This is a genomic window from Halomonas sp., from assembly GCF_033549285.1.
Lineage (GTDB): Bacteria > Pseudomonadota > Gammaproteobacteria > Pseudomonadales > Halomonadaceae > Halomonas.
In genome coordinates this window covers 29,969-46,172 of the sequence record NZ_JAWSUJ010000014.1, presented here as the reverse complement: position 1 = coordinate 46,172, position 16,204 = coordinate 29,969, and the positions used below count along the sequence as shown (strand labels likewise).

16 protein-coding genes are annotated in these 16,204 nt (G+C 64.8%); 13 read left to right on the top strand and 3 right to left on the bottom strand.

The genetic code is table 11. The features are described 5' to 3' along the window. Window positions 1–47: 47 nt before the first annotated feature. The 3 genes from SCI24_RS05165 to SCI24_RS05155 all read right to left on the bottom strand — a co-directional run bounded on the left by SCI24_RS05165 (window position 48) and on the right by SCI24_RS05155 (window position 2,758). The gene (locus SCI24_RS05165) at window positions 48–842 is read right to left on the bottom strand and encodes a MetQ/NlpA family ABC transporter substrate-binding protein (RefSeq protein WP_318724365.1); all 795 of its coding nucleotides are present in this window, start codon (window positions 840–842) and stop codon (window positions 48–50) included. Window positions 843–1,065: 223 nt separating this feature from the next. Beyond that, window positions 1,066–1,719, bottom strand: coding sequence for a methionine ABC transporter permease (locus SCI24_RS05160; protein ID WP_280548073.1), 654 nt, complete (start codon window positions 1,717–1,719; stop codon window positions 1,066–1,068). Then, complete coding sequence (locus SCI24_RS05155; RefSeq protein WP_318724364.1) at window positions 1,700–2,758, bottom strand: methionine ABC transporter ATP-binding protein; 1,059 nt, start codon at window positions 2,756–2,758, stop codon at window positions 1,700–1,702. Before SCI24_RS05155 ends, SCI24_RS05160 begins: the two co-directional genes overlap by 20 nt. 496 nt (window positions 2,759–3,254) lie before the next feature. On the opposite strand from SCI24_RS05155, the gene SCI24_RS05150 reads away from it, so the two are divergent. The 13 genes from SCI24_RS05150 to SCI24_RS05090 all read left to right on the top strand — a co-directional run bounded on the left by SCI24_RS05150 (window position 3,255) and on the right by SCI24_RS05090 (window position 16,076). Further along, window positions 3,255–3,884, top strand: coding sequence for a riboflavin synthase subunit alpha (locus tag SCI24_RS05150; RefSeq protein ID WP_318724363.1), 630 nt, complete (start codon window positions 3,255–3,257; stop codon window positions 3,882–3,884). A gap of 217 nt (window positions 3,885–4,101) precedes the next feature. After that, the gene (locus SCI24_RS05145) at window positions 4,102–5,406 is read left to right on the top strand and encodes an NCS2 family permease (RefSeq protein WP_318724362.1); all 1,305 of its coding nucleotides are present in this window, start codon (window positions 4,102–4,104) and stop codon (window positions 5,404–5,406) included. 38 nt (window positions 5,407–5,444) lie between these two features. Next, window positions 5,445–5,990: an adenine phosphoribosyltransferase gene (locus SCI24_RS05140; RefSeq protein WP_318724361.1), complete on the top strand. Its 546-nt coding sequence runs from the start codon at window positions 5,445–5,447 to the stop codon at window positions 5,988–5,990. A 5-nt stretch (window positions 5,991–5,995) separates the two neighbouring features. After that, window positions 5,996–6,475: a xanthine phosphoribosyltransferase gene (gene gpt / locus SCI24_RS05135; protein WP_318724360.1), complete on the top strand. Its 480-nt coding sequence runs from the start codon at window positions 5,996–5,998 to the stop codon at window positions 6,473–6,475. 3 nt (window positions 6,476–6,478) lie between these two features. Then, the gene (ung, locus tag SCI24_RS05130) at window positions 6,479–7,162 is read left to right on the top strand and encodes a uracil-DNA glycosylase (protein WP_318724359.1); all 684 of its coding nucleotides are present in this window, start codon (window positions 6,479–6,481) and stop codon (window positions 7,160–7,162) included. 97 nt (window positions 7,163–7,259) lie between these two features. Beyond that, complete coding sequence (gene upp, locus SCI24_RS05125; protein ID WP_318724358.1) at window positions 7,260–7,889, top strand: uracil phosphoribosyltransferase; 630 nt, start codon at window positions 7,260–7,262, stop codon at window positions 7,887–7,889. 381 nt (window positions 7,890–8,270) lie between these two features. After that, window positions 8,271–9,359, top strand: coding sequence for an ABC transporter ATP-binding protein (locus SCI24_RS05120; RefSeq protein ID WP_318724357.1), 1,089 nt, complete (start codon window positions 8,271–8,273; stop codon window positions 9,357–9,359). Window position 9,360: 1 nt separating this feature from the next. Then, the gene (locus SCI24_RS05115; protein ID WP_318724355.1) at window positions 9,361–10,458 is read left to right on the top strand and encodes an ABC transporter ATP-binding protein; all 1,098 of its coding nucleotides are present in this window, start codon (window positions 9,361–9,363) and stop codon (window positions 10,456–10,458) included. Next, on the top strand, window positions 10,455–11,336 hold the full coding sequence (locus tag SCI24_RS05110; RefSeq protein ID WP_318724354.1) for a sugar ABC transporter permease: 882 nt from the start codon (window positions 10,455–10,457) through the stop codon (window positions 11,334–11,336). The genes SCI24_RS05115 and SCI24_RS05110 overlap by 4 nt, the downstream gene beginning before the upstream one ends. A gap of 1 nt (window position 11,337) precedes the next feature. Further along, entirely contained in the window at window positions 11,338–12,231 is an 894-nt protein-coding gene (locus tag SCI24_RS05105) for a carbohydrate ABC transporter permease (protein ID WP_318724353.1), read from the top strand. Window positions 12,232–12,243: 12 nt separating this feature from the next. Beyond that, complete coding sequence (locus tag SCI24_RS05100) at window positions 12,244–12,516, top strand: DUF2160 domain-containing protein (RefSeq protein WP_133637362.1); 273 nt, start codon at window positions 12,244–12,246, stop codon at window positions 12,514–12,516. 57 nt (window positions 12,517–12,573) lie between these two features. Beyond that, window positions 12,574–14,316, top strand: coding sequence for an ABC transporter substrate-binding protein (locus SCI24_RS05095; protein ID WP_318724352.1), 1,743 nt, complete (start codon window positions 12,574–12,576; stop codon window positions 14,314–14,316). A gap of 143 nt (window positions 14,317–14,459) precedes the next feature. Next, window positions 14,460–16,076, top strand: coding sequence for a glycerol-3-phosphate dehydrogenase/oxidase (locus tag SCI24_RS05090; protein WP_318724351.1), 1,617 nt, complete (start codon window positions 14,460–14,462; stop codon window positions 16,074–16,076). Window positions 16,077–16,204: the final 128 nt, after the last annotated feature.

The window sequence follows — 16,204 nt, the reverse complement described above, 5'->3', positions numbered from 1 at the left end:
CTTCGGCTTGCCCCCGGCGCCCTTCGCGGCAGGGAATCGGGTTTTCCTCACTTCCAGCCGGGCACCGCCTGCGGCCCGAACAGTTCTTCCGCCTTGGCCTCGACCTCCTCGGTCTGGTAGGCCTTGACCAGCTGCTGGATGGCCTCGCGGTCCTCGTCACCACCGCGCACCACGATCAGGTTGACGTAGGGAGATTCCGCGCCCTCCTTGATCAGAGCGTCATCCAGGCTCAGCCCGGCCGGTTGGGCGAAGGTGTTGTTGATGAAGGCCATGTCCACGTCGGGCAGCACGCGGGGCAGCTGGGCGGCCTCGATCTCGCGGAACTCGAAGTCATGCGGGTTCTCGGCGATGTCCAGCGGGGTGGCTTCCAGGAACGACGGATCGGTGAGCTCGATCAGCCCCTCGTTGTGCATCAGGATCAGCGCGCGGCCCTCGTTGGAGGGGTCGTTGGGCAGGGCGATGGTGGCCCCGTCCGGGAGCTCCTCGATGCTGTCGTACTTCTCGGAGTAGGCGCCGATCGGATAGACGAAGGTGTAGCCGGCGATCGCGAAGTCGTAGCCGCGGTCCTCGACCATGGAGCGCATGTAGGGCTCATGCTGGTAGGCGTTGGCATCCAGGCTGCCGTCGGCCAGGGCGGCGTTGGGCGTCACGTAGTCGGTGAACTCGATGATCTCGACCTCGAGGCCGTACTCGCGCTGGGCAATCTCGGCGGCTACCTGCATGACGTCGGTCTCGGGGCCGGCCACGGTGCCGACCTTGATGGCGTGCTCGTCGGCCAGGGCGGTGCCGGCGCCGAGGGTCAGGGCGGAAGCCGCCAGGGTGCTGATCAGTGTCGTGCGCATGAAGGGTCTCCTCGAATGATGGGGTGATGATAGTGGAATAATAAATGGAATTTAAATAGCAAAATGCTATTGAATGGTTGCGAAAAAGGGGCTGATTTACGTAGCGAGCGAAGTCAGGCCGGCCGCCGCCGCGGCGCAGCTCCCGGAGTGTAGCCTGCTACATGAGGAGAGCGAGCAGCGCCGGCGGCCGGGATGTCGAGCGCAGCAGGAAATCAGAACCCTTTTACTTGTGGTCGCTCTTGCGTACCAAGTAGTCCCCCAGGCTCTGGAAGCCCTGGACCATCACCACCAGGATCACCACGGTGATCAGCATGATGGTGGGGTTGAAGCGGTTGTAGCCGTAGCGGATGCCCAGGTCGCCCAGGCCACCGCCGCCCACGGCGCCGGCCATGGCCGAGTAGCTGACCAGGGTGACCGCCGTCACCGTGAGCGCCGTGAAGATGCCGCCGCGTGCCTCGGGGACCAGCACCTTGGTGATGATCTGCCAGGGCGTGGCGCCCATGGACTGGGCGGCCTCGACCAGTCCCGGGGGGATCTCGTTGAGGGCGCCCTCGACAAGGCGCGCCACGAAGGGGATGGCGGCGATGGTCAGGGGCACGGCGGCGGCATTGGTGCCGATCGACGAGCCGACCAGCATCCGCGTGAAGGGGATGATCGCCACCATCAGGATGATGAAGGGGATCGAGCGACCGATGTTGGTGATCGCCCCCAGTACCCGGTTGAGCGTCGGCTCGGCGAGTATCTGACGCGGCCGGGTGACGTAGAGCAGCACGCCCAGCGGGATGCCCACCAGGGCCGAGATCACTCCCGACACGCCTACCATATAGAGCGTATCCAGGGTGGCCTTGAGGATCAGGTCAATCATCGCGCTGGACATGGCCGAGCACCTCCACCTGCAGGTCGTGGGATTCGAGATAGTCGATGGCCTCGCGGGTCTTCTCTGCCGGGCCCATCAGTTCGGCGATCATCAGTCCCAGGGTGCGCTCCTGGATCGACTCCACCTTGGCCTGGAGGATGCTGACATCCACGCCGCACTCCCGGGCCAGTCGCGAGATCAGCGGGGTCGAGACGGCATCGCCCGAGAAGGCCAGGCGAACCACCGGATGGCTGTGTGGCCCGGGGGTCTCCTCGAGGCGCTCGATCAGGGCGCGCGGCGGGTCGAGCTCCAGGAAGTCATTGAGGAAGTCGCGCCCCAGCCGGGTGCGTGGCGCGGTAAAGAAATCGCCCACGTCGGCCTCCTCGACCAGTTCGCCGTCGGAGATCAGGCTGACCCGGTGGCAGATCGACTTCACCACCTCCATCTCGTGGGTGATCAGCAGGATGGTAAGGCCGAGCTTCTGATTGATGTCGCGCAGCAGGTCCAGGATCGACCCGGTGGTATGGGGATCCAGTGCCGAGGTGGCCTCGTCGCAGAGCAGCACCTTGGGGCGGCTGGCCAGTGCCCGGGCGATGGCCACGCGCTGCTTCTGGCCGCCCGAGAGCTGTGCCGGGTACTGGCGCGCCTTGTCGTCCAGGCCCACCAGTTCCAGCAGGGGGGCGACCCGCTCGCGGATCTCGCCGCGCTTCATGCCCATCAGCTCCAGCGGCAGGGCCACGTTGGCGAAGACGGTGCGCGAGGTCAGCAGGTTGAAGTGCTGGAAGATCATGCCGATGCGGTGGCGAGCCTGGTTGAGGGCCGCCCCGGAGAGGGCGGTCAGCTCCTGGCCGTCCACGGTGACGGTGCCGGTCGTGGGTCGCTCGAGCAGGTTGACGCAGCGGATCAGGGTGGACTTTCCGGCGCCGGAGAGGCCGATCACGCCGTGGATCTGGCCCTTTGGTACGTGGAGGTCGGCATGCTTGAGTGCCGTCACGGCCGCGGTACCGCTGCGCCGCCCCCTGGGGTAGTAGGTCTTGGAAACGTCGTGGAGTCGAATCATCACAGCCGCCGGTGGGGCGCCGGTCGAGCGTCGGGCGGGCAGGGCAGTGGGTGGGCACGAAAAAAAGGCCACCCTGGCGGGTGGCCATCAACGCTGGACACACCCTTTTAGCTGCACTTCACGCCGTGGGCTGCCTAGGGGCCGTCCGCGACGTCGGCGCCCGCAATCCGGGTACAAATCGGCGCCTTCAAAATGTAGCCGCCTATCCTAGGTTTCGAACGAGCGTATGTCAATGAGAATGGGAGATGATGCCGTTAAGAACGCTTTGGTTTGGTGGGATTTCCTGTCTAGCGGCATAATGCTGGAACATATTCGCGGTGGCGTGGCTGTCGTTGGAGGCTGGCACTTGCTCTTCGCATCTCACTCCTTTCTCCTTGCCCCTTGCCCCTTGCCCCTTGCCCCTTGCCCCTTGCTGCCATGGACGTCGTCCCCGGGGTTTCCTAGACTGGCGCTCTTTCCCCGACCCGGTCGCGGCCGGCCAGCACGAGGAGCGTTCATGTTCACAGGCATCGTACAGGGCACCGCCGAGGTGGTGGCCATCCATGAGGCGGAGGCCTTTCGCACCCATGTGCTGGCGCTGCCGGCAGCGCTGCGCGAGGGGCTGGCGCTGGGCGCTTCGGTAGCCCACAACGGCGTCTGTCTCACGGTCACCGCCATCGATGGCGAGCGGGTGAGCTTCGACCTGATGCGCGAGACCCTGCGGGTGACCAATCTCGGTGCGGTGACGGTGGGCGACCGCGTCAATATCGAGCGGGCGGCGCGTTTCGGCGACGAGATCGGCGGTCATGCGATGTCCGGCCACGTGATGGCGCTGGCCGAGCTGGTCGAGCTCGATGAGGCCCCCAACAATCGCCGCCTCTGGTTCGAGGTGCCCCATGCACTGGGCCGGTTCCTGTTCGACAAGGGCTATATAGGAGTGGACGGCATCAGCCTGACCATCGGTCAGGTGCAACCGGCCACCACTGACCACGGCCCGCGCTTCTGCGTCGACCTGATCCCCGAGACCCTGGCCCGTACCATCCTGGTGGATCGGGTCCCGGGAGACGCCATCAATATCGAGATCGACCCCCAGACCCAGGCCATCGTCGAGACGGTGGAGCGGGTGCTGGAAGCGCGTGGCGTGTGACGCGATACGAAAGAACCTGACCGCCCCGTCAAGTCTGCGTTGGTGGGTCGGGTGGATAATGGTCCGCAAGTTGCTTAACTGGGTGGGACCGTGCTGCCTGTGGTCACCCGGGTGCCTCGCCACATGCGAAGGCTTTGGGTACCATAGGCGGCTTTTCTCGCGGGCTTTCTCGCACCCAGGGACCATCGCAATGTCCACGCGCGCAGGAACGACAACCATGCTGAAACGCCTGATCGACAACCAGTTCAAGCTGGTCGAGCACAAGACCGATGTGAAGACCGAGGTCATCGCCGGGATCACCACCTTCCTGACCATGGCCTACATCATCTTCGTCAACCCGAGCATCCTCTCCCAGGCCGGCATGGACTATGGTGCCGTGTTCGTCGCCACCTGTCTGGCCGCCGCGGTGGGCTGCCTGATCATGGGGCTGTGGGCCAACTACCCCATCGCCCAGGCGCCCGGCATGGGCCTCAACGCCTTCTTTACCTACGGCGTGGTGCTGGGCATGGGCTACACCTGGGAGGCGGCGCTGGGCGCGGTCTTCTTCTCCGGCTTCATCTTCTTCCTGCTCAGCATCTTCCGGGTTCGCGAGTGGATCATCAACTCGATCCCGCTCTCCCTGCGCTTAGGGATAGCCGCGGGCATCGGCCTGTTCCTGGCGATGATCGCGCTGAAGAATGCCGGCATCGTGGTGGCCAACGAGGCCACCTACGTGGCACTCGGGGATCTCTCCGAACCCGCTGCTCTCTATGCGCTGCTGGGCTTCTTCGTGATCACCGCGCTCGCCTACCTCAAGGTCACCGGGGCGGTGATGATCGGCATCCTCGGCGTCACCGTGCTGGCGATGCTCCTTGGTCACAACGAGTTCGGCGGCTTCATGTCCATGCCGCCCTCCATCGCGCCGACCTTCATGGCCCTGGACCTGGCCGGCGCCCTGGACGTGGCGATGCTCAGCGTGATCTTCGCCTTCCTGTTCGTCGACCTTTTCGATACCTCCGGCACCCTGGTCGGCGTGGCCCACAAGGGCGGCCTGCTGGACAAGGACGGCAAGCTGCCGCGCATCGGTCGCGCGATGATGGCCGACAGTGGCGCGTCCATGGCGGGGGCCGTGCTGGGGACTTCCACCACCACCAGCTACATCGAGTCGACCGCCGGTATCGCCTCGGGCGGGCGCACCGGCCTGACCGCCGTGGTGGTGGCGGTGCTGTTTTTGATCAGCCTGTTCTTCGCGCCGCTGGCGGGCTCCATCCCGGCCTACGCCACCGCCGGGGCCCTGCTCTATGTGGCGGTGCTGATGGCCGGCAGCCTGGCCCACGCCAACTGGGAGGACCCGACCGACGCCGCGCCGGTGCTGATCGCTGCGCTTGCCATGCCGCTGACCTTCTCGATCGCCGAGGGCATCGCGCTGGGCTTCATCAGCTACACCGCGATCAAGACGCTCTCCGGGCGCTTCAAGGACCTGAATCCCGCGGTGATCGTGCTGGCCCTGCTGTTTGCCGGCAAGTTCCTGTTCCTCGACTGAACCATACTGATTGCACTCACTCACCGAGACTCGTATTGATGAGCATCTACGGCGACTACATCAAGTCCGTGATCCGCACGGTTCCCGACTGGCCGCAGCCGGGCGTCAACTTCCGCGACATCACGCCGCTGCTGCAGAACAGCGCGGCCTTCCGCAAGCTGGTCGACAGCTTCGTGCATCGTTACCAGGAGATGGACCTCGACGCCATCGCCGCCATCGATGCCCGCGGCTTCATCATCGGCGCACCGCTCGCCTACGAACTGGGTTGCAGCTTCGTGCCGGTGCGCAAGAAGGGCAAGCTGCCGTTCCGCACGATCAGCGAGACCTATACCCTTGAGTACGGCGAGGCCGAGGTGGAGCTGCACTCCGACGCCTTCCAGCAGGGAGATCGCATCCTGATCGTCGACGACCTGATCGCCACCGGCGGCACCATGCTGGCCGCGGCCAAGCTGATCACCCGCAGCGGCGGACAGGTCGTGGAGACCGCCACCATCGTCGATCTGCCGGATCTCGGTGGCTCCGAGCGCATCCGTGAGGCGGGCTACGGGGTCTTCTCGGTCTGCTCCTTCACCGAGGACGAGTGAACGTCATGAGTACCCATCGCTACCACCAGCACTTCACCGTTTCCTGGGACCAGCTGCATCGCGACGTGCGCGAGCTCTGCCACCGGCTGATCGAGCGTGACTTCAAGGGCATCATCGCCATCACCCGCGGAGGGCTGATTCCCGCGGCGCTGATCGCCCGCGAGCTCAACGTGCGCCTGATCGATACCGTCTGCGTCAAGAGCTACGACCACATGGATCAGGGCGGCCTGGAGGTGATGAAGGGGGTCGACCACGAGGGCGAGGGCTGGCTGCTGGTCGACGACCTGGTCGATACCGGCCGGACCGCCAAGGCCGTGCGCGAGATGCTGCCGAAGGCCCACTTCGTGACCATCTATGCCAAGCCCGAGGGCAAGCCGCTGGTCGACCAGTACCTCACCGAGGTCGCCCAGGACTGCTGGATCCAGTTCCCCTGGGACATGGGCGTGGCCTACGTCGAGCCGCTGGTCGACCAGGCGAAGCGCTGAGCCATGGCCTGTCCGCTTCCCGACAGCTGGCAGCAGTGGCTGGGCGACGAGTTCGAGGCGCCCTACATGCAGTCGCTGCGCGACTTCCTCGCGGCCGAGAAGGCCGCCAGGAAGGTGATCTACCCGCACTCGGCCGACTGGTTCCGCGCCTTCGACCTGACCCCGCTGGACCGGGTCAAGGTGGTGATCCTCGGGCAGGACCCGTACCACGGGCCGAACCAGGCCCATGGGCTGTGCTTCTCGGTGCGCCCCGGCGTGCGCGTCCCCCCGTCGCTGGTCAACATCTACAAGGAGCTGCAGGCGGATGTGGGCTTCACGCCGGTGGATCATGGCAATCTCGAGTCCTGGGCGCGCCAGGGGGTGCTGCTTCTCAACACCTCGCTGACGGTGGAGCAGGGCGATGCCGGCTCGCACCGCGGCAAGGGCTGGGAAACCTTCACCGACCGTGCCATTGCCACGGTGAGCGAGCATGCCGAGCCCTCGGTGTTCCTGCTGTGGGGCAGCCCGGCCCGCAAGAAGAAGGCGCTGGTCGATACCTCGCGCCACCTGGTGCTGGAATCTCCGCATCCCTCGCCGCTCTCCGCCCACCGCGGCTTCTTCGGCAACCACCACTTCTCCCGGGCCAACGCCTTTCTGGCCGAGCACGGGCGCGCGCCCATCGACTGGCAGCTTCCCGCTCAGCCTTAACCTCAACGCGGGATGCGGTTAGAATGGCCGGCAATTTGTCGTTGCTGTCCATCCGACGATAGTCGCCACGTACTTACCGCCGTCCAAGAGGTCCCCCATGAGCGTCCATGCCATCCAGCATCCCCTGGTCCAGCACAAGCTCGGCCTGATGCGCGAAGCCGGCATCAGCACCAAGAGCTTCCGCGAACTGGCCGGCGAGCTGGCCAAGCTGCTCACCTACGAGGCGACCAGCGACCTGGAGCTCCAGGAGCAGGAGATCGACGGCTGGAGCGGCGAGAAGATCCCCGTGCAGCTGCTCAAGGGCAAGAAGGTCACCATCGTGCCGATCCTGCGCGCGGGGCTGGGCATGCTCGACGGCGTCACCGACCTGATCCCCAGTGCCCGGGTCAGCGTGGTGGGGCTCTACCGTGACGAGGAGACGCTGGAGCCGGTGCCTTACTTCGCCAAGTTCGCGGGCGACCTGGACGAGCGCATGGCCATCGTCATCGACCCCATGCTGGCCACCGGTGGCACCATGGTCGCCACCCTGGACATGCTGCGCGAGCGCGGCTGCAAGCACATGAAGGTCATCGTGCTGGTGGCCGCCCCCGAGGGTATCAAGCGGGTTCAGGACAGCTATCCGGACATCGAGCTCTACACCGCGGCGGTGGATGACCACCTGGACGAGAACGGCTATATCGTCCCCGGCCTGGGCGACGCGGGCGACAAGATCTTCGGTACCCGCTGAACGGCGCTACGTCTCCACCCCGAACGCCTTCCTGACGCCAGCCTCCGCGACGAGTCCCCCTGTCGCGGGGGATGGCATTGTCGTTTACCCTCCCACCTGTCGCTGAGCGTCTCGCGATGTTGGCGAATGTTCGTTTTCGATCATTATTGACACGCTACCTCTATCCGTATTTTCCCTCTTCCTGATCCAGCCCGTTAGACAAAAGTTCAAGGGAAAAGTAAAGACCATCAAAAACAGAGTTTTAATCTGCTCTTTAAGCAATTGTTGCGCCGATCCCCGGTATTTTCGGTTGGCGACATTTGTGTTTGAAAGCGAATCTCGACTAGGTTGTGTTCAGCAGTCTCCGAACCCATCACATAACAACGAACCGTCGAGATCTGTATGTCCTTGATCCTAGATAACATCGACCATGTGGTCGGTGGCGCCACTCACATCTCGGGCGTGAACCTGGAGCTCCAGCCGGGCTCCTTCAACGTCCTGCTGGGAAGGACCCTGGCCGGCAAGACCACTCTGATGCGGCTGATGGCGGGCCTCGATACCCCGACCCGGGGGCGAATCCTGATGGACGGCGAAGACGTGACCGGGCGCTCGGTGCGCAAGCGCAACGTCTCCATGGTCTACCAGCAGTTCATCAACTATCCGGCCCTCTCCGTCTACGACAACATCGCCTCGCCCCTGAAGCTTGCCAAGGTCGCGCGCGCCGAGATCGACCGGCGGGTGCGGGAAGTTGCCGAGATGCTGCATATCGAGCACCTGCTCGATCGCCTGCCCCTCGAGCTCTCCGGTGGTCAGCAGCAGCGGACCGCCATGGGGCGTGCGCTGGTGAAGGATGCCGATGTCGTGCTCTTCGACGAGCCGCTGGTCAACCTCGACTACAAGCTCCGCGAGGAATTCCGCGACGAGCTGCGCAGCGTGTTCAGCGAACGCAACTGCATCGCCGTCTATGCCACCACCGAGCCCGCCGAGGCCCTGGCCCTGGGGGGCAACACCGCCGTGCTCCATGAAGGGCGCCTGCTGCAGTATGGCCGGACGGAAGATGTCTACCACCGTCCGGGCGACATCCTGACCGCCGAGATGTTTTCCGAGCCCCCGATCAACATCGTGAAGGGGATCATCTCCGGGACCGAGGTGACCTTCGACAAGACGCTGCATTTCCCCATCAACGACGACCTGCGCAGCCTGGCACCGGGTGAGTACCGGTTCGGTGTGCGCGCCTCGCATATCTCGCTCACCCCCCGGGCCAAGGATGACATCGAGGTGAAGATGACCGTCGACCTGGCGGAGATCAGCGGTTCCGAGACCTTCCTTCACGTGCACAACGACCTCTTCCACATGACGGTGCACCTCGAGGGGGTCCACGAGTTCGACGTCGATGCGCCCGTGACGCTCTACTTCCCGACCCACAAGGTCTATGCCTTCGACCGCCAGGGGGCGGTGGTGCATATACCGACGCACCTGGGGGGAATGTGACATGGCAGAGATCACCCTGAAATCCCTGGCCCATACCTACCTGTCCGACCCCCAGTCGCCGGAGGACTATGCCATCCGCGAGATGGACCATGTCTGGCACCAGGGGGGGGCCTATGCGCTGCTCGGGCCCTCGGGCTGCGGCAAGTCGACCCTGCTCAACATCATCTCGGGCCTGCTGGAACCCTCCAGCGGCGAGGTGCTCTTCGACGGGGAAGTGGTCAATTCGCTGCCCCCCGAGGCGCGCAACATCGCCCAGGTTTTCCAGTTCCCCGTCATCTACGACACCATGACGGTCTACGACAACCTGGCCTTTCCGCTGCGCAACGTGAAGACCCCCGAGGCCCGGGTCCACGAGCGGGTCATGGAAGTCGCCGACGTGCTGGAGCTCACCGCCCAGCTCAAGCGCAAGGCCAAGAACCTCACCGCCGACGAGAAGCAGAAGGTCTCCATGGGCAGGGGGCTGGTGCGCGAGGACGTCTCGGCGATCCTCTTCGACGAGCCGCTCACCGTCATCGACCCCCAGCTCAAGTGGAAGCTGCGCCGCAAGCTCAAGGAGATCCACCAGCGCTTCGAGATCACCATGGTCTACGTGACCCACGACCAGCTCGAGGCCTCCACCTTCGCCGACAAGATCGCCGTGATGTACGAGGGCCAGGTGGTGCAGTTCGGCACGCCCAGGGAGCTCTTCGAGAGGCCCAACCACACCTTCGTGGGCTACTTCATCGGCAGTCCGGGCATGAACTTCCTGGAGGTGACGACCCGAGAGGGGCGCGTGATGGCCGGTGACACCCCGCTTGCGGTCGGGCAGGGCGTCCATGACGCCGTGGCCCGTGCCCGTACCACCAACATCAAGCTGGGTATCCGTCCCGAATTCATCGAGGTGCATGCCGAACCGGTCGAGGGGGGCATGGAGGCCCGGGTGGATCACGCCCAGGACCTGGGGACCTACTCGATCGTCTATCTGACGCTGGGCAGCATGGCCCTCAAGGCGCGCATCGAGGAGGACCAGGCGACGCCCACCGGCAAGGCATGGCTGCGCTTTCCCGACGAGCGACTCGGCCTTTACGTCGACGAGTACCGCGTGGAGATCGAACAATGAACAAGGTCTACAACAACCGCGCATGGTGGCTGATCCTGCCCATGCTGCTGCTGGTGGCCTTCTCGGCCGTCATCCCGCTGATGACCGTGGTGAACTATTCGGTCCAGGACGTCTTCGATGCCAATACGCGCTTCTTCACGGGCACCGAGTGGTTCAAGGAGATGCTCAACGACCCGGCCCTGCAGGCCGCCCTGGCGCGCCAGTTTGCCTTCTCGCTGACGGTGCTGGCCATCGAGGTGCCGCTGGGGATCGGCATCGCCCTGATCATGCCCAAGAAGGGCTGGCAGGCCTCGGCCGTGCTGATCCTCGTGACCATGCCGCTGCTGATTCCCTGGAACGTGGTGGGCAGCATCTGGCAGATCTTCACCCGGGGCGATATCGGCCTGATGGGCTGGAGCCTGCGTGAGCTCGGCTATGGCTACAACATCACGGCGAGCCCGGTGGATGCCTGGGCGACCATCATCCTGATGGATGTCTGGCACTGGACGCCGCTGATCGCGCTGCTCTGCTTCAGCGGCCTGCGCTCGATTCCCGATGCCTACTACCAGGCGGCGCGCATCGACCGCGCCTCGAAGTGGGCCGTGTTCCGCTACATCCAGCTGCCCAAGCTCACCAACGTGCTGGTGATCGGCGTGCTGCTGCGCTTCATGCACTCCTTCATGATCTACGCCGAGCCCTTCGTGCTCACGGGCGGGGGCCCCGGCAGCTCCACCACCTTCCTCAGCCAGTCGCTGACGACCATGGCCATCGGCCAGCAGGACCTGGGCCCTTCGGCCGCCTTCTCGCTGATCTACTTCCTGATCATCCTGCTGGTCACCTGGGTGTTCTACACCGCGATCATGAACATGCAGAAAGACGACAACAACCAGGAGGCATGACATGAGTGATGCATTGCCCACGACCCCCGACGCCGTTCGCCAGCGGGCCGCGGCCGCCGACAACCGGCGTCGTCGCAAGGCGCGCCCGGCCTCCCGCCAATGGCGCCGCCGGGGGCTCATGACCGCCTATATCGTGTTCGTGCTGTTGCCGATCTACTGGCTGCTCAACATGTCCTTCCAGTCCAACACCGAGATCCTCGGCGGACTGACCCTCTGGCCCGAGAACTTCACCCTCGAGCACTACGCCAAGATCCTCACCCAGTCCAGCTGGTACATGGGCTACGTGAACTCGATCACCTACGTGCTGATGAACATGCTGATCAGCATCGCGGTGGCGCTGCCGGCCGCCTATGCCTTCAGCCGCTACAAGTTCATCGGCGACAAGCACCTGTTCTTCTGGCTGCTGACCAACCTGATGGCGCCGCCGGCCGTCTTCCTGCTGCCCTATTTCCAGCTCTACTACACCGTCGGGCTGTTCGACACCCATGTCGCGGTGGCGCTGGCCCACTGCCTGTTCAACATCCCGCTGGCGGTCTGGATCCTCGAGGGCTTCATGAGCGGAGTCCCCAAGGAGATCGACGAGACGGCCTTCATCGATGGCTACAGCTTCCCGAAGTTCTTCGTGAAGATCTTCATCCCCATGATCAGCTCGGGCATCGGCGTGACCCTGTTCTTCCTGTTCATGTTCTCCTGGGTCGAACTGCTGCTGGCCAGCACCCTGACCTCCACCGGCGCCCAGCCCATCGCCTCGGTGATGACACAGACCAAGGGCGCCTCCGGGATCGACTGGGGGGCGCTGGCCGCCGCTGGCACGCTGACGATATTGCCGGGCATCGTGGTGGTCTACTTCGTGCGCAACCACATCGCCAAGGGCTTTGCCCTGGGCCGGACCTGAGGAGGACGCGACATGGAATGGATGGTCTGGACCACTCCCACCACGGTCTTCTTCGCGGTCATCGCCGCCATGCTGGCCGGCATGACGGCCTGGGAGGTCATCTCGCCGACGGTCGAGCGCAAGGGCTTCCTGCCGATCTCGACCACCCGCGGTGACCGGCTCTTCATCGGGCTGCTCTCCGCGGCCTATATCCACCTGGTGGTGGTGGGCTTCACCCCGCTCAGCATCTGGCTGGCCCTGGGGGCATCGGTGCTCTGGCTACTGGTCCTGATGCGCTGGGGCTGACAGAAACGCATGGAGCCGAATGTCCAGGGACGGACGACGACAACCAAAGAGGTCAACATGAAAGCGACAACAATGCGACTCTCTCTCCTGGCGGCCGGTGTCATGCTGGCAAGCCCGGTCCTGCACGCCGACAACCATGACGCGCGCGCCATCGCCGAACGCCTGGTCGATGAACACTTCCAGAACTCGACGCTCTCCCGCGAGGAGCAGATCGAGGAACTGATGTGGTTCGCCAAGGCGGCAGAGCCCTTCCGCGACATGGAGATCAACACCGTCGCCGAGGGCCTGACCACGCATATCTACGAGCGGGATGTGCTGGCCGAGGCGTTCAGCGAACTGACCGGCATCGAGGTGACCCACAACATCATCGGCGAGGGTGATGTGGTCAACAACATGCAGACCCAGATGCAGTCGGGGCGCAACATCTACGATGCCTACGTCAACGACTCCGACGCCATCGGCACCCATATCCGCTACGGCACCACCGTCAACATCTCCAACGCCATGGAGAACGAGTGGGCCGACTACACCCTGCCGACCCTGGATCTCGATGACTTCATCGGCCTGCAGTACGGTACCGGCCCGGATGGCAGCATCTACCAGCTGCCTACCCAGCAGTTCGCCAACCTCTACTGGTTCCGCTACGACTGGTTCCAGCGCGAGGACCTCCAGGAACAGTTCCGCGACATCTACGGCTATGACCTGGGGGTGCCGACCAACTGGACCGCCTACCAGGACATCGCCGAGTTCTTCACCGAGCACGTGGGCGAGATCGACGGCACCAAGGTCTATGGCCACATGGACTATGGACGCCGCGACCCGTCGCTGGGCTGGCGTTTCCATGACTCCTGGCTCTCCATGGCGGGCATGGGCAGCCCCGGCGTGCCGTTCGGCAATCCGGTGGACGACTGGGGCATCCGCGTCAACGAGGAGAGTGAGCCGGTCGGCGCCAGCGTCTCCCGCGGCGGTGCCACCAACTCGCCGGCCTCGGTGTTCGCCGTGACCAAGATGGTGGACTGGCTCGAGAAGTACGCCCCACCCGAGGCCAGCGGCATGACCTTCGGCGAGGCCGGGCCGGTTCCCGCCCAGGGCAACATCGCCCAGCAGATGTTCTGGTACACCGCCTTCACCGCCGACATGACCGACCCCTCCCTCCCGGTCACCGACGAGGAGGGCAATCCCAAGTGGCGCATGGCGCCTTCGCCCACCGGCCCGTACTGGGAAGAGGGGATGAAGGTCGGCTATCAGGACGTGGGGTCCTGGACCTTCTTCGACTCCACCCCGGAGGATCGCCGTACCGCCGCCTGGCTGTTCGCCCAGTTCACCGTCTCCAAGACGGTCTCCCTGGAGAAGCTCATGGAAGGCCTCACGCCGATCCGCGAGTCGGACGTGTTCTCCGACCAGATGAGCGAGATGGCCCCCAAGCTCGGCGGCCTGGTGGAGTTCTACCGCAGCCCCAACGAGTCCAACTGGACGCCGTCCTCCACCAACGTGCCGGACTACCCGCGCATGGCACCGCTGTGGTGGCAGAACCTCGCGCCGGCGGTCAATGGCGAGATCACGCCCCAGGAGGCGCTCGACAACCTGGCCGGGGACCTCGACAGCATCATGGCGCGCCTGGCACGGGCCAGTGTCTTCGAGACCTATGCCCCCAACCTCAACGAGGAGCGGGATCCCCAGGAATGGCTCGACGAGCCGGGTTCGCCCAAGGCGAAGCTGGATGACGAGATGCCGCAGGGTACCACCGTTCCCTACGACGAGATGATGGAGGCGTGGATGGCCGCCGGTTCCCGCGAATGATGGGCGGGCGGGTCGCCTGACCCGCCCACCTTTGCCCCGGGCGCGCCCGGGTAACTATCACTCCGTGTAACCGGTTGCCTGAACGGGAGGGCCCCGCTCGGTGCAGTCCGAGTGGGGCCCGTTGCTTTGAAGAAGGGCCAGACATGCAACTCAGAGAGAACAACATCCGCAAGCTCCCCGGCCAGACCTTCGATGCACTGGTCATCGGCGGCGGCATCAACGGCGCCTCGGCGGCGGCGGCGCTGAGCGGGAAGGGGGCCAAGGTCGCCCTGATCGACCGCGGTGATTTCGCCGGCAGCACCAGCATGCACTCCTCCAACCTGGTGTGGGGCGGCATCAAGTACATGGAGAGCGGCGACTTCAAGCTGGTGCGCAAGCTGTGCAAGAGTCGCAACCACCTGATAAGGAGCTACCCCTCCACGGTGCAGGAGATCCGCTTCCTGACCACCATCAACAGGGGATTTCGCCATCATCCGCTCTATCCCTGGGCAGGCACCTGGCTCTACTGGTTGATGGGCAGTGCCTTCACGCGCAGGCCGAACTACCTGCGACCCGAGGGGATCAAGGCGCGGGAGCCCATCATCGATACCCGCAATGCCCAGGGAGGCTTCGAGTATTCCGATGCCTACCTGCACGACAATGACGCGCGCTTCGTCTTCAATTTCGTGCGTGGCGCGCTGGATTTCGGCACCGTGGCGGCCAACTACGTCGAGTCACTGGGGGCGCGACGCGAGGGCGACTGCTGGATCACCACGGTGCGGGATCGTACCGATGACAGGTCCTTCGAGATTCGCTCCCGGGTGCTGATCAACGCGGCCGGGCCCTGGGTCGACCAGCACAACAGCCTCTCGGGGCAGCAGACCGACCACCATCATGTCTTTTCCAAGGGCATCCACCTGATCGTGCCCAGGTTGACCGACAGCAAGCGCGTGCTGGCCTTCTTCGCCGACGACGGTCGACTCTTCTTCGTCATCCCCATGGGGCCGCGCACCTGCATCGGCACCACCGATACCCGGGTCGAGAAGCCCGAGGTCGGCGCCACGGAGGAGGACATCCGCTTCGTGCTCGACAACATCAATACGCGACTCGAGCTCGAGACCCCGCTGGGCAAGGAGGACATCATCGCCACCCGCTGCGGCGTGCGGCCCCTGGCCGTCAAGCCCAGCGGGGGCGGCGACCGGGATTTCCTCAACCTGTCGCGCAAGCATGCCATCGATATCGACAGCGAGAGGCGCCACCTGAGCATCTTCGGCGGCAAGCTGACCGACTGTCTCAATGTCGGCGAGGAGGTGGTGGAGGAGGTCCGGCGGCTCGGCATCGAGATCCCCTACCCGCAGGCGCGCTGGTACGGGGAGCCGGATAGCTCGGTGCGTGAGGCCTTCATGCACCAGGCGCGACTCATGGACCTGGATGCGATGACCCGCGCCGAGGCCTCCGAGCCGCTCAGCACCCGACTCTGGCGCCGCTATGGCGCCCAGGCGCTGGAGATGCTCGAGGATATCCGCCAGGACCCGCGCCAGGGCGAGGTGCTCATCGAGGGCACCGAGTACCTGCGCTGCGAGCTGAAACTGGCCAGGCGCCGCGAGATGGTGACCAAGCTCGAGGATTTCCTGAGGCGCCGCGCCAAGGTCTCGCTGGTGGTGCCCGAGGAGAGCATCCGCTACTCGCCGGGACTGCGCGAGGCCTGCGAGATCCTCTTCGACGACCAGGCCGAGGCACGCCTGCAGGAGTATCTGGAGACGGCAACACCTGAGTTTTGAAAGGGCTATCGCAGTTACGAAAAGCGAGAGGGCGCTGGGGGCAAGCCGAAGAGGAGGTCCTACGCCATGGATGGCGTCGGTAGCGTACAGGGAGGTATTCACAGCGCCTCCTCGCAGGCTTGCCGACA

Bases quoted from the DNA above. Each gene is read 5' to 3' on its own strand.
- SCI24_RS05120 (WP_318724357.1), top strand. From the start codon at position 8,271: ATGTCCTTGATCCTAGATAACATCGACCATGTGGTCGGTGGCGCCACT.
- SCI24_RS05115 (WP_318724355.1), top strand. From the start codon at position 9,361: ATGGCAGAGATCACCCTGAAATCCCTGGCCCATACCTACCTGTCCGAC.
- upp (WP_318724358.1), top strand. From the start codon at position 7,260: ATGAGCGTCCATGCCATCCAGCATCCCCTGGTCCAGCACAAGCTCGGC.
- SCI24_RS05105 (WP_318724353.1), top strand. From the start codon at position 11,338: ATGAGTGATGCATTGCCCACGACCCCCGACGCCGTTCGCCAGCGGGCC.
- SCI24_RS05145 (WP_318724362.1), top strand. From the start codon at position 4,102: ATGCTGAAACGCCTGATCGACAACCAGTTCAAGCTGGTCGAGCACAAG.
- SCI24_RS05090 (WP_318724351.1), top strand. From the start codon at position 14,460: ATGCAACTCAGAGAGAACAACATCCGCAAGCTCCCCGGCCAGACCTTC.
- SCI24_RS05165 (WP_318724365.1), bottom strand. From the start codon at position 842: ATGCGCACGACACTGATCAGCACCCTGGCGGCTTCCGCCCTGACCCTC.
- SCI24_RS05140 (WP_318724361.1), top strand. From the start codon at position 5,445: ATGAGCATCTACGGCGACTACATCAAGTCCGTGATCCGCACGGTTCCC.
- SCI24_RS05100 (WP_133637362.1), top strand. From the start codon at position 12,244: ATGGAATGGATGGTCTGGACCACTCCCACCACGGTCTTCTTCGCGGTC.
- SCI24_RS05110 (WP_318724354.1), top strand. From the start codon at position 10,455: ATGAACAAGGTCTACAACAACCGCGCATGGTGGCTGATCCTGCCCATG.
- SCI24_RS05150 (WP_318724363.1), top strand. From the start codon at position 3,255: ATGTTCACAGGCATCGTACAGGGCACCGCCGAGGTGGTGGCCATCCAT.
- SCI24_RS05160 (WP_280548073.1), bottom strand. From the start codon at position 1,719: ATGTCCAGCGCGATGATTGACCTGATCCTCAAGGCCACCCTGGATACG.
- ung (WP_318724359.1), top strand. From the start codon at position 6,479: ATGGCCTGTCCGCTTCCCGACAGCTGGCAGCAGTGGCTGGGCGACGAG.
- SCI24_RS05095 (WP_318724352.1), top strand. From the start codon at position 12,574: ATGAAAGCGACAACAATGCGACTCTCTCTCCTGGCGGCCGGTGTCATG.
- gpt (WP_318724360.1), top strand. From the start codon at position 5,996: ATGAGTACCCATCGCTACCACCAGCACTTCACCGTTTCCTGGGACCAG.
- SCI24_RS05155 (WP_318724364.1), bottom strand. From the start codon at position 2,758: ATGATTCGACTCCACGACGTTTCCAAGACCTACTACCCCAGGGGGCGG.